15 protein-coding genes and 1 pseudogene are annotated in these 19,631 nt (G+C 69.3%); 8 read left to right on the forward strand and 8 right to left on the reverse strand.

What is annotated here, in order from left to right; translation table 11 throughout:
• Nucleotides 1-26 precede the first annotated feature (26 nt).
• Nucleotides 27-2,603 (forward strand): sensor histidine kinase, encoded by a 2,577-nt coding sequence (locus ACZ7H1_RS20775; RefSeq protein WP_470788670.1) that lies wholly within the window; start codon nucleotides 27-29, stop codon nucleotides 2,601-2,603.
• Between the two features lie 311 nt (nucleotides 2,604-2,914).
• On the forward strand, nucleotides 2,915-3,880 hold the full coding sequence (locus ACZ7H1_RS20780; protein WP_470788523.1) for a restriction endonuclease: 966 nt from the start codon (nucleotides 2,915-2,917) through the stop codon (nucleotides 3,878-3,880).
• 287 nt (nucleotides 3,881-4,167) lie between these two features.
• On the opposite strand, the gene ACZ7H1_RS20785 is transcribed toward ACZ7H1_RS20780, so the two are convergent.
• A complete protein-coding gene (locus tag ACZ7H1_RS20785; protein ID WP_470788524.1) occupies nucleotides 4,168-4,695 on the reverse strand; it encodes a DoxX family protein in 528 nt (175 codons plus the stop codon).
• Nucleotides 4,696-4,909: 214 nt separating this feature from the next.
• Between ACZ7H1_RS20785 and ACZ7H1_RS20790 the strand changes: the two genes are divergently transcribed.
• The 4 genes from ACZ7H1_RS20790 to ACZ7H1_RS20805 all read left to right on the forward strand — a co-directional run bounded on the left by ACZ7H1_RS20790 (nucleotide 4,910) and on the right by ACZ7H1_RS20805 (nucleotide 8,044).
• A complete protein-coding gene (locus ACZ7H1_RS20790) occupies nucleotides 4,910-6,550 on the forward strand; it encodes a helix-turn-helix transcriptional regulator (RefSeq protein ID WP_470788525.1) in 1,641 nt (546 codons plus the stop codon).
• Nucleotides 6,551-6,682: 132 nt separating this feature from the next.
• Complete coding sequence (locus ACZ7H1_RS20795) at nucleotides 6,683-6,982, forward strand: hypothetical protein (RefSeq protein WP_470788527.1); 300 nt, start codon at nucleotides 6,683-6,685, stop codon at nucleotides 6,980-6,982.
• A 161-nt stretch (nucleotides 6,983-7,143) separates the two neighbouring features.
• Nucleotides 7,144-7,446: a hypothetical protein gene (locus ACZ7H1_RS20800; protein WP_470788528.1), complete on the forward strand. Its 303-nt coding sequence runs from the start codon at nucleotides 7,144-7,146 to the stop codon at nucleotides 7,444-7,446.
• A gap of 145 nt (nucleotides 7,447-7,591) precedes the next feature.
• Complete coding sequence (locus ACZ7H1_RS20805; protein ID WP_470788530.1) at nucleotides 7,592-8,044, forward strand: DUF6069 family protein; 453 nt, start codon at nucleotides 7,592-7,594, stop codon at nucleotides 8,042-8,044.
• A gap of 372 nt (nucleotides 8,045-8,416) precedes the next feature.
• Here the strand turns inward: ACZ7H1_RS20805 and ACZ7H1_RS20810 are convergent, their stop codons facing one another.
• Nucleotides 8,417-10,315 (reverse strand): helix-turn-helix transcriptional regulator, encoded by a 1,899-nt coding sequence (locus ACZ7H1_RS20810; protein ID WP_470788532.1) that lies wholly within the window; start codon nucleotides 10,313-10,315, stop codon nucleotides 8,417-8,419.
• Between the two features lie 31 nt (nucleotides 10,316-10,346).
• A pseudogene (locus tag ACZ7H1_RS20815) lies at nucleotides 10,347-10,790 on the reverse strand (ATP-binding protein); the annotation flags it as partial.
• Here ACZ7H1_RS20815 and ACZ7H1_RS20820 point away from each other — a divergent pair.
• On the forward strand, nucleotides 10,745-12,712 hold the full coding sequence (locus tag ACZ7H1_RS20820) for a CHAT domain-containing protein (protein WP_470788533.1): 1,968 nt from the start codon (nucleotides 10,745-10,747) through the stop codon (nucleotides 12,710-12,712). The pseudogene ACZ7H1_RS20815 and the gene ACZ7H1_RS20820 overlap by 46 nt on opposite strands.
• A 203-nt stretch (nucleotides 12,713-12,915) precedes the next feature.
• Here ACZ7H1_RS20820 and ACZ7H1_RS20825 read toward each other — a convergent pair whose 3' ends face one another.
• The 3 genes from ACZ7H1_RS20825 to ACZ7H1_RS20835 are packed head-to-tail and all read right to left on the reverse strand — an operon-like array spanning nucleotide 12,916 to nucleotide 13,831.
• Nucleotides 12,916-13,239 carry a hypothetical protein gene (locus tag ACZ7H1_RS20825; protein WP_470788535.1) on the reverse strand — a complete coding sequence of 108 codons (324 nt, stop codon included), beginning with the start codon at nucleotides 13,237-13,239 and terminating at the stop codon, nucleotides 12,916-12,918.
• Nucleotides 13,236-13,598, reverse strand: a complete 363-nt coding sequence (locus ACZ7H1_RS20830; protein ID WP_470788537.1) for a DUF6247 family protein — start codon at nucleotides 13,596-13,598, stop codon at nucleotides 13,236-13,238. The genes ACZ7H1_RS20825 and ACZ7H1_RS20830 overlap by 4 nt, the downstream gene beginning before the upstream one ends.
• Nucleotides 13,599-13,627: 29 nt before the next feature.
• Nucleotides 13,628-13,831, reverse strand: a complete 204-nt coding sequence (locus tag ACZ7H1_RS20835) for a type II toxin-antitoxin system prevent-host-death family antitoxin (RefSeq protein WP_470788538.1) — start codon at nucleotides 13,829-13,831, stop codon at nucleotides 13,628-13,630.
• A 359-nt stretch (nucleotides 13,832-14,190) separates the two neighbouring features.
• On the opposite strand from ACZ7H1_RS20835, the gene ACZ7H1_RS20840 reads away from it, so the two are divergent.
• On the forward strand, nucleotides 14,191-14,748 hold the full coding sequence (locus ACZ7H1_RS20840; RefSeq protein WP_470788539.1) for a Uma2 family endonuclease: 558 nt from the start codon (nucleotides 14,191-14,193) through the stop codon (nucleotides 14,746-14,748).
• A gap of 486 nt (nucleotides 14,749-15,234) precedes the next feature.
• On the opposite strand, the gene ACZ7H1_RS20845 is transcribed toward ACZ7H1_RS20840, so the two are convergent.
• Together ACZ7H1_RS20845 and ACZ7H1_RS20850 are read right to left on the reverse strand one after the other, a co-directional pair.
• Nucleotides 15,235-15,549 (reverse strand): hypothetical protein, encoded by a 315-nt coding sequence (locus tag ACZ7H1_RS20845; RefSeq protein ID WP_470788540.1) that lies wholly within the window; start codon nucleotides 15,547-15,549, stop codon nucleotides 15,235-15,237.
• Between the two features lie 12 nt (nucleotides 15,550-15,561).
• Entirely contained in the window at nucleotides 15,562-19,530 is a 3,969-nt protein-coding gene (locus tag ACZ7H1_RS20850; RefSeq protein ID WP_470788542.1) for a polymorphic toxin-type HINT domain-containing protein, read from the reverse strand.
• Nucleotides 19,531-19,631: the final 101 nt, after the last annotated feature.

The following is a 19,631-nucleotide window of genomic DNA, read 5'->3' on the forward strand; positions in this document are numbered from 1 at the left end:
CCGGCGTTGCACTTCCCCGAGAAGTTCTGATCGTGGCGACAACGCACGAGGCCGGCCCGGCTGCCGGGGCGCGGCCGGTCGTCCGGCCCGGCAGGCTCAAGGTCTTCCTGGGCGCGGCTCCCGGCGTCGGCAAGACGTACCGGATGCTCGACGAGGCGCACCGCCGGGCGGCCCGTGGCGTGGATGTGGTGGCCGGCTTCGTGGAGTGCCACCGGCGCCGGCACACCGAGGCGAAGCTCGAGGGTCTGGAGATCCTTCCCTTGGCCGACCACGACTACCGTGGGCGCCCTTACACGGAGTTGGACCGCGAAGCGCTGCTGTCCAGGCGCCCGGAGACGGTACTGATCGACGAGCTGGCCCACACCAATGTCCCGGGGGGCGACCGGCATCCGAGGCGCTGGCAGGACGTCGAGGTCATCCTCGCTGCCGGGATAGACGTCGTCACCACGCTCAACATCCAGCACCTGGAGTCGCTGAGCGACGTCGTCGAGAAGATCACCGGGGTACCGCAGCACGAGACGGTCCCCGATGATTTCGTACGCCGCGCCGACGAGATCGAGCTGGTCGACATACCTCCCGAGGGGCTTCGGCGCCGCCTGGCACACGGCAACATCTATCCCCCGGAGCAGATCGACGCCTCCCTCGCCAACTACTTCCGCCCCGGTAACCTCATCGCGCTGCGGGAACTGGCCCTCCTGTGGCTGGCCGGGCGGGTGGACGAGGCCCTCCAGACGTACCGCATCGAGCAAGGCATCGGGGACGTCTGGGAAACCCGGGAACGGGTGGTGGTGGCGCTCACGGGCGGCCCCGAGGGCGAGACCCTGATCCGCCGCGCCGCCCGCATCGCCGGCCGATCCGCAGGCGGTGAGCTGCTCGCCGTGCACATCACGCGCAGCGACGGGCTTGCCGCGGGGGTCTCGCACGCGGCGCTCGCCGCGCAGCGGAGCCTCGTCGAGGACCTGGGCGGCAGCTACCACTCCGTCGTCGGCGACGAAGTACCCACCGCACTGGTGGACTTCGCCACCGCGGAGAACGCCACCCAACTCGTCCTCGGTACGAGCCGGCGCCGCAGACTGGAACGCTTCCTCACCGGCAGAGGAATCGGCGAGACCGTCGTGGGGCTCTCCGAGGACATCGACGTCCACATGGTCACGCACGAGCGGGCGGGCCACGGCCGACTGCTCCCGTCCCGCCGCCGTACGCTCCCCACCTCCCGGCTCATCGCCGGACCCGTGGCCGGTGTGGTGCTCCCGGTGCTGCTCACCCTCGCCCTCGACCGGATGCGCGGCACGCTGAACCTCACCAGCGAGGCACTGCTGTTCTTGGCGGCCGTCGTGGGCGTAGCCTGCATCGGCGGAGTGGTATCCGCCCTGATCGCGGCGCTGACCGCCACGCTGCTCCTCAACTACTGGTTCATGCCGCCCATCGGCGAGTTCACCATGGGCGACCCGGACAGCGTGCTGGCACTGATGGTCTTCGCCGTCGTCGCCGCCACCGTGTCCGCCGCGGCGGACCGGTCCCTGCGCCTCTCCCGCCGTGCCGCCCGGGCCACAGCCGAGGCGGAGACGATGTCCTCTCTCGCGGGCAGCATCGTCCGTGGCGACCAGACGATACCGGCACTGCTGGAACGCACCCGGGAGACCTTCGGCATGGACACCGTCGAGCTGGCTCCGGAAGCCCCTGACGGCAGTTCCGGTACCGAGAGCGGACGTCGCATCCACAACGGCTCGGATCCCGCCCTGATGGTCGCGGCCGGCCCCGGGGCCTCACTCGTCCTGCGCGGCCGTACGCTGCCGTCTTCCGAGCGCCGCGTGCTGGCCGCCTTCGCCGCGCACGTCGGCGCCGCGGTCGAGCGGGCCCGTCTGGCCGAGGCCGCTGCCGAAGTCGAACCCATCAAGGCCGCCGACCGCCTGCGCACCGCCCTGCTCCGCGCCGTCAGCCACGACCTGCGGACCCCGCTGGCAGGGGCGCTGGCAGCGATCAGCTCGCTGCGCAACCAGGACGTGGAGTTCTCCGAGGAGGACCGGGCAGAACTGCTCGAATCCGCCGAGGTGTCCCTGAACCGGTTGAACGGGCTGGTGGAGAACCTGCTCGATCTCAGCCGCCTGCAAGCCGGCGCCCTCACCCTCGAACTGCGGGCCACCAGCCTGGAAGAAGTCCTGCCCGCCGCTCTCGAATCACTGGAACTGCAGTCCGCGGGAGGGCCCGGCATCGACGTACAGAACCTGGAGACGGTACCGGCTCTTCAGGCCGACCCGCCTCTGCTCGAACGGGTGCTGGCCAACCTGGTCGGCAACGCGATCCGTCACGCCCCCGGAGACCGTCCGGTGCTGGTGACGGCAAGTGCCCTGGCCGGCCGGGTCGAGGTCAGGATCGCCGACCGGGGCCCCGGAATCGCCGCCGACGACCGCGAGCGTGCCTTCGAACCCTTCCAACGCCTCGGCGACCGTGACAACACCGCCGGACTCGGCCTCGGGCTCGCCCTGGCCCGAGGCCTCACCGAGGCGATGGACGGCACGCTCACCCCCGAGGACACCCCCGGCGGCGGCCTGACCATGGTCCTGTCCCTGCCCGCCGCCAGTTCCGCCACAGAACACCTCTGACCCGCGGCGCCCTCTGGAGCGGCCGGCCTTGCCTCCGTGGCCCCTGCACCCGACTCGGGTGCCCGTACGCCCCGGTCTGCTGAGCGCCCGCGGACTGCTCGGTAAACGACAGGACTGATCGAACATGAACTTGAACCAAATGCCAGGCGCGTCAAGCACCCGGTCACGTCGGCGGCCCCACGTGATCAATTCTGCAAACCGGTGACCATGAACTGCGCGAAGGCGGGAGAATCACCTGGAGCCGAGAACTCCGCCAGGACTGCCGGCACTCGGACCGACGAAGCGGACATTGCGAATGCAGGGAGTGCTGCATGCGGCATGACGACGCCTACCACTGGCCTCCGGAGCTGCTGGAACTCATGATCGAGACCGTGCCGCGCCTCATCAGGAGCAAGGAAGGCGTGCTCACCTTCCTCCGAGGAGCCGGTGTGAGCGAGCAGTTGCTACAGCCCCATCAACGCCGGCTCGCGAGTGATCCCGCGCAGGTCAACAAGTTCAAGATCGTGCGATTGGTGCTTGGACAACTCAATGAGCAAGGAGACGGTGCCCTCGGAGTCCGCCGAGCCCTGCTCAAGCGCGTAACCGACTTCGAAAACTTCTCCTCCTGCTGGCCCGAAGACCAGCTGAAGGCCGAAGGCCTCGTCGCTCAGATCCGCAAGGTCGTGAACACGAGGGACTCGTTTACGCGCATGCAGCAGGAGCGGGACAGCGAGCGGCACGACAGACTCGCGGCGCAACGCGCTGAGCAGGAGCGGACAGCAGCGCGCCGCCATCAGTTCGCAGAGCTGCGGTCGCGTCTGTCGATGCTCTTTGCCGAGAAGGATCCGTATGTCCGCGGCCCGGGCTTCGAAGCACTGCTCAACGATCTGTTTGCCGTCGAGGGGGTCCTGATCCGCGACTCCTTCACCCTGCGAGACGAGGAAGGGGTGCCCCACGAGCAGATCGACGGGGTCATCGAAGTCGACGGCAGCCAGTACATCGTCGAAGTCAAATGGTGGGGCAAGCCGGTCGACATCGAGCCCATGAGTCGACAGCTCGTTCGGGTGTACAGCAGGGCCGAGGTCCGCGGCCTGTTCATCTCCGCGTCCGGTTACACAAAGCCCGCCGTGGCTGCCTGCGATGACGCTCTTGCACATAGGGTCGTGGTGCTCGGCGAACTGCGTGAGATCGCCCTATTGCTGGAACGGGAGGCAGTCATGGTCGAGTGGATCCGGGAGAAGGTCAGGCAGGCAACCGTCGAGCGACGCGCCTTGTCCCTGCTCGGCGCCGACTTCTGAGCCGCAAGCCCGGACTCGTCCTATTCCAACCTCACGTTGTTGCGTGGTGAAGGACGAGCGGAATCAGCTACGCAGCGCCTCGTGCCCAAACGCCCGGGTCGTCATCGCGCTATAGAGAGAATGACCTGGATCGCCGACCGCTTCGCGGGCCGCCCGGCGCCGGACAACTGCTGACGGTACGTACGAGTGCCCTCCCGGCGGGATGCGGGTGCCCTCCCGGCGGGCCCGGCCTTCGGCGCGCTGGGCGCAGGAGGACGGATCCGCCGCCCGGGAGGGGCGCGGTCCCGTCAGCCGGTCTCCTCATCGGCGTCCTGCTGCCCCTGAGCCCGTTTGGCAACGACCGCGGCTGCCGCGACCGCGCTCGCGGTGAAGGCCAGTGCGAGCGTCCACCGCTGGTCGAAGGTGTGGCCGGTGGCGTGGTCGAGGGAGTAGCGGCCCGCGCCGGCGAGGCCGATGGTGGCCGCAGTGAACCCGAGGAATGCCGGGTACTCGAATCCACCGGCCTGGGCGAAGAACCCGGCCGGAGCGTGAACGGAGACCGCGCCCGCCATGGCACCCGCCGCCGCGGCGCCGGCGGCCGGGGTGGCCAGCCCCAGGACGAGCAAAGCCCCACCGCCGGTCTCACCGAGTCCCGCGGCCAGGGCGCTTTGCCGTCCGGGGGTGAAGCCCATGTGCTCCATCGCGGCGGCGGTCTTGTCCAAGCCACCGCCCCCGAACCAGCCGAACAGCTTCTGCGTACCGTGTGCCATCAGCACGGCCCCCGTTCCGGCACGGAGGGCCAGCAGCGCGAGGTCGCGTCGGTTGATGCAGCTCATCGGAGTCTCCCTGAGACGACGGGGGCGGGTACCGGGAGCATCCGTATCCCTTCTGGGCGGTGACGGCCCGCGCCCCGGGTTACATCCGCCGAACGGACGAGCCCCCGGTGGCGGAGCGCGGCTTGAAGCCGAAAACGACGTGCTCCTGGCGATCGCATGGCCGCCCTTGGAGCGCCTCGGTCGATGTCGTGCGCGGCGAGTCGATAATCGCCTCGTGGACGCCAATACCGATCTTGCCCGGGGCCGTACGTGCTACGCCGACGAGGCATGGTCCGAGGCCTTCGAGAGCCTGAGCGCCGCCGACGGAGCCATGTCGCTGGGCCCCGATGACCTGGAGCTGATGGCCAGGTCCGCGTACATGCTCGGGCGGGACGAGGAGTACGTGGCCGGGCTGGAGCGCGCGCACGCGATGTGGCTGAATGCCGGCGACGTACCCCGCGCCGTCCGCTGCGCGTTCTGGATCGGCCACAGCTTGCTGTTCCGGGGCCACCACGCCCAGGCGAACGGCTGGTTCTCCCTCGGGGAACGCCTCCTGGAGGCCGACGGGCGGGACTGCGTCGAACGCGGGTATCTGCTCCTCCCGGTGATGCTGAGCCAGATGGGCGGCGGCGACTGGCAGGCCGGCCACACGACGGCGGTCGAGGCCGCCGAGTTCGGCGAGCGGTTCGGCGACGCGGACCTGCTGTGGCTGGCACGCGACGAGCAAGGCCGGGCCCTGGTGAACCTGGGCCGCGTGCCCGAGGGCCTGCGGCTGGTGGACGAGACGCTCGTGATCGTCGAGTCCGGTGCACTCTCGCCGATCGTCAGGGGCATCGTCTACTGCAACACCATCATCTTCTGCCGCAACCTGTTCGACCTGCATCATGAGCGTGAGTGGACGGACGCCTTGACCCGCTGGTGCAGCCGCCGGCCGCAGATGGTCGCGCACAACGGTCTGTGCCTGGTGCACCGGGCAGAAGTGCTGCAGTACGGCGGCGCATGGACCACCGCACTCGACGAGGCCCGCCGAGCCTCCGAACGCTTCACCCAGGGAGTGCTGAACCAGATCGCCTGCGGAGAGGCGTACTACCGGCAGGGCGAGATCCACCGGCTGCGGGGCTCGCAGGCCGAGGCCGAGGACGCCTACCGCAAGGCCAACCGCTGTGGGTTCGAGCCCCAGCCGGGGTTCGCCCTGCTGCGGCTGGCGCAGGGCAACGGGGAGGCCGCGGCGGCGACGATCCGTCGTGCCGTGGCCGAGCACACCCGGGAGCTGGAGCGAGCGGCCCTCCTCGCGGCGTACGTCGTGATCATGCTGGCGGGGGGCGAAGTGGACGACGCTGCTGCGGCTGCCGATCAGCTCGCGGCCATCGCGGAGCACCAGGACAGCGACGTACTCCGCGCGACGGCGGCGTACGGCCTCGCTTCCGTGGCGTTGGCCAAGGGCGATGCCGCTGCCGGTCTCGCCGCGGGGCGCAGGGCGTGGCACGCGTGGCAGGACCTCGAAGCGCCGTACGAAGCCGCACGGGCGCGCGTCCTCGTGGCCCTTGCCTGCCGCTCGCTGGGTGACGACGACACGGCTGCCCTGGAGCTCGATGCGGCTCGCGCGGTGTTCGCGGAGGTCGAGGCCGGGCCCGACCTCGCTCATGTCGATTCCCTCGCTCCCGGCGGGCCGGGCAGGGAAACCTACGGTCTCTCCGAACGCGAGCTGGAGGTGCTCCGCCAGGTGGTCGGGGGCGCGAGCAACCGGCAGATCGCCGCCGCCCTGGTGATCAGCGAGCACACCGTGGCCCGGCACCTGCAGAACATCTTCGGCAAACTGGGGGTCTCCTCGCGGACGGCGGCGAGCACCTTCGCGCTGGAGCACCACCTCACCTGAGCAGCGGCCGCCTGGTCAGGAATGACCATCGCCGTCCACCGCGGTTTGGTGAATGTGCGCGATGCGGCCGCGGCCGCAGCACGCCTAGCGTCGAATCGTCCGAACGACACGGAACGGAACGAGGAGGACGCCATGTACGTCGTGGTCCAGCACAAGATCTTGAACCCGGAGACCGCGTTTCCCCGCGGCCAGGCTCTGATGGACGGCACCGGAGCACCCGATGGCACCCGGGTGCTGCAGTTCTACCCGCACGTCGACGGATCCGTGGTGACGTGCCTCTGGGAGACGAAGTCCGTCGGGGACGTTCAGCGCTTCACCGACAGCACGCTCGGGGACTCGAGCGTCAACATCTGCTACGAGGTCGACTCGGAGAAGGCGTTCGCCGACCGCCCACTGGGCCTGAAGCAGTCGCCGGCTCCTGTCACCTACTAGGTTGTCGTCAAACTTCGTCGCATCAGCGAGTCGAGGGCTTCTAGGAGTTTCGCGCGCTCCTCTTTCACTCCCATACACCGTGTCACCTTGAGTAGCGATGCCCTACCGTCGGTTACGGCAGTGGTTGCTGCAGGACGACGGAAGAGGCAGGTGGACGACGGATGCGTGGGACACGACGCGCGGCGCAGGTGCTCGGAGCGTGCGCGGCGGCGCTGACGCTGGCACTGGCGGCGCCGGGCACGGCGCAGGCGGCCAACGGAGTGCTGATCATCGACGGGGCGCTGCACGATGATCCGTCGGGTTGTTACCCGCTCGGTGACTTCGTGCCCTCGGAGGTCGCCAACCTCACCGACGAGGTGGCCTTCGTATGGTCAGGACCGTTCTGCAACGGGCAGGTGACGGGCACCGTCCTGCCGGGTCAGGTCGTGCGACCGGCCCCCGGCATGAGCCTGTTCATCGCCTGACGGCCCAACGCCACGTGGACCGCCGGCAGATCTCCACTCAGCTCCGATCCCGGGACAGGGCTTGACCTCAAGTGAGGTTCAGGTTGGAGGCTTCTTCGTATGCCGCTGGCCGTCGGGCAGCGCAGCACACGTTGGAGGAAGTCCTATGTCGAGCAATGCCGTTTCGAACCCCGGCCCCGCTGTGGCCGCCGCGCCCTCGGTCGACCGTTCCGGCCTCACGTGGTGGAAGGTGCTGGTCACCAGCGCGGTCGGCGCGGCCGTGGTCAATCTGATCGTTCTCGGCGTCGCCAAGCTGGCCGGTGCCTCGCTCATCATCGTCGACGGCAGCAAAGAGCACCCGATCACGGTCGGGGGAGTCATCGGCGCCTCCGTCGTCCCGCTGGTCGTCGGGACGGGCGTTGCCCTCTTGCTGGGCCTGTGGAAGCCGGTCTTCCTGCGGATCGCGCAGTACGTGGGCGGTGGGCTGGCGCTGTTGTCGGTTGCCGGCCCGCTGACGTCCGGCGCTGACGGCGGCACCGTCGCAGCCCTGTCCCTCATGCACATCACCCTCGGCGTGGCGGTCGTCACCAGCCTGAAGCTCCAGCGCCGCCAGCAATGAGCTGGTCTCGTCCGACGGCGTCGTCAGCGGTGCTCTGTGTCACCGCGGGCACCGGCAACTGACGACGTCGCAACAGGGCGGCGGGGGCGGTGCAGGCATGTAGTACGGCGGGTAGGGGTTGGCGGGAGGAGGATCCGGAGCCGCGCACGTCGACACCAAGGTCAGCAGAAAGACGATCGCCGCCAGAAATTCGACGAAGATGATGAAATTGCGCATCGGTTCGCGGTCCCTCCCCTGGGCGGCACACGGCTCGCGTTCGCGGCGGCATCGCTGCGGCAGCCGAGGAGCCAGTGGCGCTGTGCACGCTACGCAGCAACAGGCCTGGAGAAACCAGTGGTCTCCCTAGGGTTGGCCCTGGCGTCGGCAGTGGTGTCACTCATGCAGGGGCGTGTCGACGGCCAGACGACCGGCGAGTTCGACTCGGGACCGAATGGAGAGCTTGGCGTAGATGTGGTTGAGGTGGTACTCCACGGTCTTGTCCGACAGGAACAGCGCCGCGGCCACTTCACGGTTCGTGTAACCCTTGATGACGAGGACGGCGACCTGCGTCTCTCGTTCGGTCAGTGCCACTGGTTCGTGGCTGCGGCGGGTGGGGGTCTCGAACCCGGCCGCTCGGAGTTCCCGCTCGGCGAGCCCGGTCCACGGATCAGCACGGAGGCGCTCGAACACCTGTCGGGCTGCGGTGAGGGGACGACGGGCCGCACCACGCTGCCTCTTCCTGCGCAGGAATCGTCCGTAGGCGAGCTCGGTACGGGCCTTGGCGAAGGGGTCCGGGAGTTGCTCGTGGTGCCGCAGAGCCTCCGCGTAAGCATCCTCGTCGGCGTCGACGAGCCCTCGGCACCGTGCACGCACCGCGTGGCCCCACGCGGAAGGCGCCTGCCGGACCTGACCCGCGAGTTCGCCCAGTGCCGCCTGGGCGCCGGAGGGGTCGCCCGCGGCCAGGCACGCTTCGATCAGGTCGGGCTGGTGCTGGAGCACGGTCGGTTCCCTCAGCCCGGAAGCGGCCACCTGCTGCTGAAGGTCATTCAGGCGGGCTGCGGCTTCGGCGTTCCTGCCGGTGCCCAGTTCGAGGAGACCGAGGGCGGCTTCGATGTAGGGGCTGACCAGTTCCGCGCCGCGGCCCTCGATGAGTCCGCGGAACTGACGGGCGTGCTCGGTGCACTCCGCGGTGCGTCCTTGGGCAGCCTCGATGCGGGCCAGCGTGGAGATGGCGTACGCCTGCAGGACCGGCTGTCCGATTTCAGCAGCGAGGCCGGCTCCTTCGCCGGCCAGGGCGTAGGCGTCGTTCCAACGGCCGGTGCGCAGTTGTGTGTCGGCCAGGACGGTCAGGTAGGGGACGAGCCGCTCGGAGGCGCCGATCTGGCGTGCACACCGGACGGCCCGTTCCAGCAGCGTCCGCGCGGTGGGGAACTGCTCGAGCCACATGAGGTCCATTGCGGAGAAGCTCATCACCTCGACCCCGATGGAGAGCGGGTCGGTCGCGGTGAGGAACTCCTCGCAGGAGCGGAACACGGCAGTGGCCTCGCGGCGTTCGCCGGCGAGCATCATCGTGTGTGCCCGCATCAGAGCCGCAGAATGATCAAAGACCGCCGTTTCCCCGTTGCGGGCCAGCGCCGAGGCTCGATCCGCGGTCACGCGTGCCTGGACGATCGCGCCTCCCATGCATGCCGCGCCCGCGGCGGCCACCAGCAAGGGGACCGCTCGCCCCGCCTCGAGCTGGTCCGCCATGTCGACCAACTGATCGTGTACGCGGCGGGGTGGCTGGCGTACGAGCAGCATCTGACTGCGCAACCCGCTCGCCCCGGCACGTACCGCCGCATCGTCGGTGGCGTTCGTCGCCGCCTCGGCCAGAGTCAATGCCTGGTCCCCTCGGCCGGCGAGCTGTGCCACCTCGGCCGCCGCCAGCAGGTACCGGCCCCGGTCGACCGGGCAGGGCGAAAGATCTGCGGCACGCTCGTAGGCACGGCCGGCGGCGGGCAGGGCGCCCCGGTCGCGGGCACGCGCGGCGGTATCGGCCAGCTGTACGGCCCATTCGGAATTGCCCAGAGCAGGCGCTGCTTCCAGCAGGGCCAGCGGGTTGCCGGCCGTCTCCTGGTAGAGCCGCTTGAACGGCGCGCCGTCGGCGGGTAAGTCGGCAACCCCTTGCACCAGCTTGGCGGCTGCCGCCGGCTCGAGACCGGTGAGAGCCAGTGTCGGCAGGCCGGCCTTCGTGAACCAACAGCCCTCGCCGTCGCGTGCCGTGACCAGCACCGCGACTGCCTCGGCCTGCAAGCGCCGGAACGAAGAGCAGCGCCTGGGTGCTGGCCTCGTCCATCCAGTGGGCGTCGTCCACGGCGACCAGCAGAGGTGCCGTGGCTGCGGCATCCGTGAGGAGCGTCAGCGTGGCTGCCCCCAAGGTCGACCGGTCGGGAGCGTGTCCTTCCTCCAGTGCCAGGGCCGTACGCAGAGCACGCGCCTGCGTGGACGGCAACCGGTTGATCAGCTGCTCCACGGGGCGCACCAGTTCACCGAGCCCGGCGAAGGCGAGTTCGGCCTCCATTTCGATCGCCGTGGCTCGCAGCACCGTCATCCCCGTGGCTTCCGCCACTGTCTTCTCCAGTAGGGCGCTCTTCCCGATTCCCGGCTCGCCGTGCAGCACGAGAACCCCGCTTCGCCCCCGGCGGGCATCCGCAAGGAGCTGCCGCAGGCGAGCCTGCTCCTTTGCGCGCGACAGCAGCCCGCGCCGTCCAGGCCCAAGCGTCACCACAGATTTCCCCCGGTCTGCTGCAGCTGGCCCGTTGCGCGCTCGACCGCGGCGCGCCGGCCGAGGCGTCCCGCCGGCTGGATCTGGCCGCCCCGCTGTTCGAGGACGCCTTTGCCGAAGACCGGAGCTCGATGCGGGCACACCTGCGGTTGGTGCGCGGCGCGGCGTACTGCCGTATGCGTGCCGAGGCGGCCCGGCGCTCGAAGGGGGACGGGTGGTGGGAACAGGCGCTGCACTGGTGCGACCGCGGGGCGCGCTGCACGGCCGACCATCCCGACGACTCCCTCGCGGCCGGCCTGCACGCCGAGCGCGCCCGGACCCACCGCGGCCGCAAGGACCGAGCCGGTGCGGCGCATGCCTATCACGAGATGGCCCTCGCCCTCGACCGGGTACTGCGAGTGCCGCTCGGCCACCGCTTCGACACCCTGCATCTGCGCTTTCGCCGACCGCTGCTCGAGGAGGCGCTGGCCTTCGCCGAGGTGACCGGCGACGCACGGCTGTGCGCCGTCGTCACCGATCTGCTCAAGGCGCGCGCCTTCTCGGCACGGCTGTCGCTGGCCCGCTCGGAAGCGCGGAACACACCGGACGCCGCGGCCGCTACCACGGAACGGAACGCACGGAGCGGGCCGGACCACGGCGCATTGGCCGAACTGACCGAACGGATTGCGGACGCCGACCGACGCGGCTCTGTGAAGGAAGCCCAACGGATGTTCGCCGAGCGAGCCGAGCTGCTCACCAGAATCCGTGCGACCGATCCTCGCTGGCACCTCATCAGGGACGACCCGCCCTTCGACCCGGATCGGCTCACCCGCTTCCTGGCCGCCTACGGCACCGCGGCCCCGGGCAGCAATCCCGGCCGCTGCGTGCTCCTGAGCCTGTACGAACGCCCCGACGGCATCCTGGCGCTCCTGGCCAGACCGGACGGCACGCTTGACACGGACATCCGCCGGCCGGACGGGAACACCCTCGGTGCGCTGGAGGCACACCAGCGCGAATTCCGCGAAGAACACGCACCCCTGGACTTCTGGGGTCATCGCGGCATCGGTCTCGCCGACCTGATCCCCCCGGCCTTCGCCGACGAGATCGCGGACAGCGGCACCTGCCTGCTGTCCCCGCACGGACGCCTGCACAACCTGCCCTGGACGGTCGTGCGCCACCATGACCGCCATGTGATCCGTGGAACGGCCATCGGCATCGTCCCCAACCTGTCCTGTGTGCCGCTCCTGGACCACCGGCCCGACGGACCGGTCCGTGCCACTCTGCTGGGCGTCACCCATCAGCCGGACGGCAAGCGGCTTCGAGTGGCAGAGCAGGCGGTGGACCGGCTGTCCGTGTTCCTGGGAGCGCACCGGCTGCGCCAAGAACCGATCACCGGCCACGGTGCCACTGCCGCGACGCTGCGGGGCCTGCTGAACTCGGGGCCGCCCGTCCGCGGCCGTACGGACGTGCTCCAGATCATCACCCACGGCCTGTCCGACCCCGGGGCGCCCTTCGGCTCCGGCGTCCAGATGGCCGACGACCTGCTCGAGACGGGCGAAGTCCTCACGAGCCGGATGTGCTTCGAGGAGGTGCTGCTCATCGCGTGCAGCACCGGCCAACGCGTCATGGCCGACCGCAGCGGTGGGCACGGGGCCCTCGCCGGGCCGACGCCGCGGACGCCGCGCCCGCTCGAACTGGCCGGTGATGTCGCCAACGCGCTGGTCCACGCCTTCCACGAGGCGGGAGCGGGCTTCGTCCTGGCCTGCCCCTTCTCGATGTGGTCGGGGCCGGCGCTCCGCTTCTGCGACAAGTGGATCGACCACCGCTGCCACGGCACTGCCCCACTGGAAGCCGCCCGACGGGCCGCGGTGGCACTGCTGGACGAGGACGACTCACCTGCGCAGACCGGCAAGTGGGCCGGCATCACGGCCTATGGAGCGCGGTGACCACAGCAGTGACCACAGCAGTGACCACACCGGTGACCCCGACCCCTGGAGGACGACGATGACGGGCGAGACGGAGCCGCAGCCGACACCACCCGCCCCCTGTACCGAAGACGCTCGACGGCGCCGTGACGGCGGATACCCGGCACGTCCGGAGCCCATCGACGGAGCCATCGGCGCGACCATCCCTGCGTAGTGGATGCCGGTCAGGTCCAGAAGATGTCGGTGACAGTGATCTGAGGCTCGGCGTGGCGGCGGATGAAGGTGTAGACGAGCCATCCGCGGCCGCCGGCGACGTCGGCGATGTGCGGACCGCCGGGACTGGTGGAAGCCAGGGGGCGGACGGTGATCCAGTGCGGCAAAAGGGCGTCGGCATCGATGCCACGGTAGTAGGGGTCCTCGGCGGTGATCAGTTCTGCGCGGGCGGCCAGGAAGAGCTGGCGACCGTCTGCGGGCATGGCGTCGAACTCGCGGCGAGCTTCGGCAGTCCAGTCCATTTGCCAGGGCGGGCGCGGGAGGGCGTCCGTCACTGACCGGGCTCCATGGTGGCTGCCTGGTGGCGCAGGCGGCTGTACTCGGCCAGGAGCCTGGTGGATTCCTCGGGGTCCTCGGACTTCGCGGCGCGGGCTTCGAGGTCGTTCATGTGAGCTTCGAGGCGTGGGTCGCGGGCGATGGCGTACTGAGTCCACCACAGACGCATGAACGCAGGCACCGGAGTGAGGTTGAAGGCGTCCCCGATCGCCCGGCGCCAGTGGGCTTCGAAGTCGGGCAACAGGTGCGGGGCGTGCTCCTGGATGGCCAGACGCAGCGCCTGGGGGGTGCGTTCGGGCATCGGCGGGACGGGGTCGCCGCCGCCGGGTCCGTTGAAGTACACGGGTTGCGCGGTCACGGTGTGGGCTCCTGGTCTTGCCGGGGCGGTCAGGCCGCTGCCTTGCCGGCGCCGGGGGCCGGCTGCTGTTCGGTGAGCTGCCGGTAGTGCTCGAACCATTCGGCGGGCACCAAGTAGGCGAGCGTCTTGCCCTTGCGGGTGATCGCGGCGGGCTCGCCGGCAATCCGGGTGCGGTCGAGGATCTCGCCCATCTGCTTGCGGAGGTCGATCGTCGTGTATGTCCTCGTCTCCATGGTCACCACACTACAGCAACTATGATAGTTGTCATACATAGAGACCGCAGGCCACTCGGTCGCCACCGCGCCCGGCCTCCGTCGGCAGCCCGGGAACAGCTGTGTGCACGCACGTGCTCGACCCGCTGATGCGTTTCCCAGAGACGCGCGTAACGGGCAAGCTCAGGGGAAGCCACCGCCCGCCGCCGCGCGTCGTTCGCCCACGGGACATCCGCGCCTCCGCCTCTACGTCATTGTGCTTGCCCCTACCCTGGGACCATCCCCGCGTGCGCGGGGAGCAGTGGGTACGAGCCGGCCGTTGTCGCTCGCCGCGACTGCGACCGGCTGTGGGCCGAGACCGGAGAAGGGAACCGCACGGCATGAGCACTGCGGCCGCCGACTACAGCGGCGGGATCGATCCGGAGCGTGCCTTGAAGTACGCAGTCCAGCACATCCGGGGCGACCGCGCCCAGATCATCGAGGGGATCATCGAGCCCGTGACGCCGACCTGGGACCACGAGCGGGCGGCAAAGCTCATCCGCCGGCAAATCGAGGCCCGGGTCGACGAGCTCGGCTGCGTAGAGGGATCGGGCAACCTCGACCTGCCCGGCTCTTCCAACTGGTACGTCCCCGACATCGCCGTCGTACCCGAGGAACTCACCAAGGGCGCCGCAGCACTCGTCCCCGACCAGACCCTCCTGGTCGTCGAGGTGACCAGCGAGTCGAACGCGGATACCGATCGGGTCGTCAAGCGCCGCCGCTACGCCGAGTACGGCGCCCCCCTCTATCTCCTCGTCGACCGGATCGAACGCACGGTGACGCTTTTCGCCGCGCCGGGGCACCTGGGGTACACCCGGGTCGAGGGCCCCCACCCCTTCGGCAGGGCCATCCACCTGCCCGAGCCGTTCGACCTGGACCTCGACACCAGCAGCCTCTGACGGGCCGACCGGGCGAGCCGTCGAGGCGAGGCAGGGCAGCGCCCACAGTGCCTTCGACAAAGCCCCTGAGGGTGAATCAATCCGCCCCTTCGGGCAATTCTCCCCGCCCCCTCCCGGCACACCATGCAGGCCCGCTACGGGCCGCTGCGCCCTGGCGGACGGTCCGACAGCGACCGAAGCGACGCAAGCGACCGAAGGCACGGAAACCGACGAGCACGAGCATGTGGTCCTTCTCGGCCGTGCCGTGGTTTGCGCGTCTGCCAGGTGTTGTCCGCTCGTGGCCGGGTCCATGACCTGACCGGTGCCGTCGAGGCGAGCGAACCGGGTTGCCGATCGGAGCATCCGATAGCGGCATGTCCAGCGCCATCGCGACCGGAGGCCCGTGCCGTCCGGCACTGGTCCGACGTGCCGGGTTGCCGGGCAACCGTCGCCTCACACAAGTGGTGGGCCCCCTTTCGACTGGGGCCCACCACTAGGTTTCCACTCTTACTTGCGCTGCTCAAACTCTTCCAGCAGCTGGAACAGCTTCTCTACCGCACGGGCATCGTCGTCCGGGTTCAGTTGGTGCCAGTCAAATCCGGCCCAGTCATCAACGCCGGATTCCCGGAGTACCAGGTACGGCCAGAAGAGATTCGCCCCCACTCCGTCGGACTCACGGGCGACCCACTCGCTGAAACCAGCGAGAAGTGATCCCGCGAGCCCCGTGTCATACCCCACCAAGAATGCGACGTAGTCCGAAAACGAGCCGTCCAAACCGCACATCCGCGGCCTGCGTCGAGCATTCGAGAGTACAGGGTCCATTCTCTCTCCTGCCTAGTCGGCCTTGAAGTCGTACCCGCCGCCCGGCGAACGGACGAGCTTTCCCATGGTGCGGTCGTACAACTCGCCGGCGTCCTCCCAGTGAGCCATGTACTCGTCCATGCTTTCACCCAGGCGACCTGTCCATGCATCGAACACTCGATCGTCCTTGACGACCACGAAATGCTGCTTCCAGCCAACGTCCTGGTCTCGATACTTATACATCGACCAGTTCTGGTACTGGGGCTTCATCGCGATACGCATGACCTGACCACCACCGAGAGTATCCATGATCTGGACCGCGCACCGCTCGCAACCGCCCATGTCTCCGGGCAGGTCCTTCGGGTCTCTGGACCGCCACGAGTCGCCGAGGTCGGGTCCGCAGTCGGCATTGTGGACCAGGACAGGGGTCGTGCCGGCCAGCACATAGTACGTGTGGAGGTCGGCCACAGTCAGGTTGTACGTACGCGCATGCCGTGCGTAGGAACGATTGGCCGCGACCCGGACCCTGTCACCGCTGCTGGTGAGCAGTTCGTCGCCCTTCGCGAACTCGCGCGCTTCGAGCCACCTCTTGACCGTCGGATTCCAGAACGGGTGCTCGAACGTTGCGGTGAGCTTTCGCGGCCCTTGCCGGGTTTCGATGGTCAGTTCATTGAAGTACTTGTCATCCTCGGTGGTGATACTCCTGGTTACCGTTTTCTCCACCGAATAGCCGCTCGCGGGGTCCGTGGCGAGAACCCTGTCGCCGACCTCGATGTCTTCGATGTTGCGGCTGCTTCCGTCACCCATCAGGACTCTAGTGCCTGCCGGGAAGCACTTGCATCCCTTCAGGGAACGGAAGAGAAGAGCGAACCCGGCGCGAAGTGCCCGCATTTTGGAGTTGATGGCGACGTCTTGGGTGAGCTCGGCGCATGACCAGAGGCCGTCGAGGCCCTGCCCGTTGAAGCAGTTGTAGAGGTTGCTGAGCCCGAGGAGTTCGTTGCCGATGAACTTTATGTCGTCGTCGTAGGGCTCGAGTGCTTCGCCGAACTCGGTCGCGAGCATGCATACGGGCTTTTTGATGCACCAGTATGCGTACTGTTTGTCGGTCATGCAGTCGGTGCCGGCGAATCCGCACCGGTACTGGCGTCGGGCCTGTTCCCCGGGGTCGTTACGGCGCCGTTCCTCGGCTTCCCAGTACTTTTGTGTGTAGGCGTCGTAGGCTTCCTTGGAGGCCTGGAGGGCGGCACCGAAGTCCTTGCCGGCAGCGAGGGCGGAGTCCTTGGCACGGGCGGCTGCCGCCCACGCCAGCGACGCAGAGGTGCGGGCGGACTGCGCCGATATCTCTGCGTCGGCGGCCGACTTGCCGGCTTCGTCCGCAGCCTTTTCGGCGCGGGCGGCGGCGTCGCGGGCGGCCTTCGCGGACTGCGCTGCCCGGTTGGCGGCTTCCCTGGCCTTCGCCGCGGAAGCTGCCGCCTGATCGGCGAAGGACTTGGCCTCCTTGGCCGACGCAGCGGCTTGCAGCGCGTAGCCGTTGGCCTCGTCCGACTTGTCGCGGGCCAGGGCTGCGACCCTGGCGGCCTCGGCTGCGTCCTGGTGAGCGGTCGCGGCGATCTCGGCCGATTCCGCGATCAGTGCCTGGACACGCTCTTGATGGTTGGCCGCCAGCAGGTCCTTGCGCTGGGCCCGGTACTGGCCGTTCTGAATGAACTTGTGTACCTCTGCGTCGGAGCTGTGCACGGCGATCCGCGCGGCGGCCTTCAGCTCCGGACCTCCGATGGAGGCGAGTTCCGCGGCGCGTACGCGTTCGTCTTCGACCCGTGCCGTGTGCTGCCCGGTCTCGATGAACTGGCGGTACTTTACGGGGTCGCCGGAGTTCAGGGCCTTACGCCCTGCCTCCTGCAGGATCGGGCCGGCCCCGTCGATGATCTGCGCGATGTGGACGCCGAACTCGTCGGCTCCGACCTGGTACTGGCCGGTGGCGAGGAAGGCGGTGACGGCCTGCGCGTTGCCCTTCAGGGCCTGCTCGGCGGCGGCGCGGACACTGGTAGCCCCGGCATCCTCGGCCATGCGCGCGACGAGGGCGCGCTCGTCTTCCTGGGCGGCTTCCATCCATCCGGTGCGGGCGTAGGCGTTGATGTCGGTGTCCGAGCCGGCGAGGGCGACCTGGGCGGAGATCTCGCTCCAGCCGCCCTGCGTCTGCGCGGTCTTCAGTGCCACCTCGCGTGCCTTGGCCGCGATGGCCTTGACGTCCGCACCGGGCTGGGACGCTTCGACGGCGAGGGCCTTCGCCCGGGCCGTCAGATCCTTGGTCTGCTGCGCGGCCTGGGCATTGTCCTTGCGGCGCTGCTCTTCTTCCGCCCGCAGGTCGCCAGCGCGCTCGAGGCCGGCGTTGGTCCGGCCCAGAAGGGCTTCGGCCTCGATCTCGCGGGCGAGCTTGTAGACGCCCCTCGCCTGCTCGACTGCGTTGGTGGCATCGATCGCGGCCGCGGCAGCCGCTGCGGCGTGCGCCGTGGATTTCGCCGCAGCATCGGCGGCCTCACCGGCATGTTCGGCAGCATCATCGGCTGCCTTCGCGGCCTTCTCGGCATGGTTGGCCGCGGATTCGGCGGCAACCCGGGAATCGCGGGCAGCGGCCGCGGCCTTCCTCGCGAGAGCCGCGGCCTGCGTAGCGGCTCGCTTGGCCTCGTTCGCATAGCGGCGGGCACTGTCGGCAGCCGCCCGGGCCTGAGCGGAGCTGGCTCCGGCGGCATCGGAGGCATCCCCTGCGTCGGTGGCTGCACCCGCGGCGGCCAGCGAGTTCAACGCAGCGCCCACTGCGGCCAGTGCCGCATCCGCAGCACCGTTGGCGGACGCCTCGGCCTGAGCCGATGCCTCCGCGATGCCCCGCACGGCCTTGACGATGTCGCGTGCGTCCTGGGCTGCCTCGCGGGCCTTCTTCGCCCCGAACGCGTTGGTCGCCGCGTCCGCCGCCGCGTTGTTGGCACGAGTGGCGGCCTTCGCAGCCGAGGCCGCGGCACTGGCTGCCTGGGCTGCCGCGTTGGACGCGACGCGGGCGGCGTTGGTGGCAGCACGCGCCGCGGAAATGGCCTGCTGGGAAGCGGCAGCGGCCTGGCGGGCGAACTCGGCGGCCCGCGATGCGGCCGCAGCGGCCTTCACCGCATCGGCCTTGGCATCCCTGGTCTCCTGCGCAGCCGTCAGCGCCGCCAGCTTGGCCTGCTCCGCCGCCTTGACCGCGCGGTCCGATTCGGCCTTGGCAGCGGTGAACTCTTCCTTCGCCTGCCGGCCCGCTTCACGGACCTGCTGGGCGAGCTGGGCGACCGTGGCGTGCTCTTCGTCCGCGGCCCTGGCCGTGTGCTGCTCGACCTCCAGGAAGTCGCGGATCTCCTCGGCCGAGCCACGGAGGGCGATGCGTCCGGCCGTGCGGACGTTCTCTCCGCCGACACTCAGGATCTGGGCGACCTGCACACGCTGGTCTTCCTCGCGCCACGTGTGACGGCCCTCCCGGAGGAAGGCCTCGATCTGGTACTGAGAACCCTGAAGGGCCGCCCGGCCCTTCGCCTGCTCCATCGGACCGGCCGTGTCGATGATCTGAGCGACCTTCAGCCGCTGATCCTCGTCGAAAGGCGCCTTCCAGCCCTCGGCCAGGAACGCCTTCGCATCCGCGGGCGTACCCGTGAACGCCTTGTACGCGGCTTCCTGAAGGTTGGGGCCGCCGACGCTGCCCATCTGGGAGGAGGCGACGCGGTCGTCCTCGACCGCGATCTGGGCTGCCTGCTCGAGGAACTTCGTGACCTCGGCATCACTGCCGGTCAGGGCCACCTCTGCGGCGGCCTTGATGCCCGGTCCGCCGTCCTTCCACAGCTGCACCACGCGGCCGCGGTCGGTGGGCGGAATGACGTAACCAGCCGTCGGAGCCGGATCCGCAACCGGCGGGGTGTCCGTGGCATACGCCGGCATCGCCAGCAACCCGGACACCAGCGCAAGAGGCAACGCAGTGCTCACAAGCACCCGTACCGCGCCATGGACCAGGCCTGGCGGCCTAGAACTCAGCAATCTTCGTTTGGAAGTCATCTCAACCCATCGTGAAGTGGTCTCGTGGGTGG

It is taken from the genome of Streptomyces sp. NPDC037401, from assembly GCF_055602345.1.

Excerpts from the sequence above, each read along its gene's own strand:
- ACZ7H1_RS20780 (WP_470788523.1), top strand. The coding sequence starts at position 2,915 with ATGCGGCATGACGACGCCTACCACTGGCCTCCGGAGCTGCTGGAACTC.
- ACZ7H1_RS20785 (WP_470788524.1), bottom strand. The coding sequence starts at position 4,695 with ATGAGCTGCATCAACCGACGCGACCTCGCGCTGCTGGCCCTCCGTGCC.
- ACZ7H1_RS20795 (WP_470788527.1), top strand. The coding sequence starts at position 6,683 with ATGTACGTCGTGGTCCAGCACAAGATCTTGAACCCGGAGACCGCGTTT.
- ACZ7H1_RS20800 (WP_470788528.1), top strand. The coding sequence starts at position 7,144 with ATGCGTGGGACACGACGCGCGGCGCAGGTGCTCGGAGCGTGCGCGGCG.
- ACZ7H1_RS20805 (WP_470788530.1), top strand. The coding sequence starts at position 7,592 with ATGTCGAGCAATGCCGTTTCGAACCCCGGCCCCGCTGTGGCCGCCGCG.
- ACZ7H1_RS20835 (WP_470788538.1), bottom strand. The coding sequence starts at position 13,831 with ATGGAGACGAGGACATACACGACGATCGACCTCCGCAAGCAGATGGGC.
- ACZ7H1_RS20840 (WP_470788539.1), top strand. The coding sequence starts at position 14,191 with ATGAGCACTGCGGCCGCCGACTACAGCGGCGGGATCGATCCGGAGCGT.
- ACZ7H1_RS20845 (WP_470788540.1), bottom strand. The coding sequence starts at position 15,549 with ATGGACCCTGTACTCTCGAATGCTCGACGCAGGCCGCGGATGTGCGGT.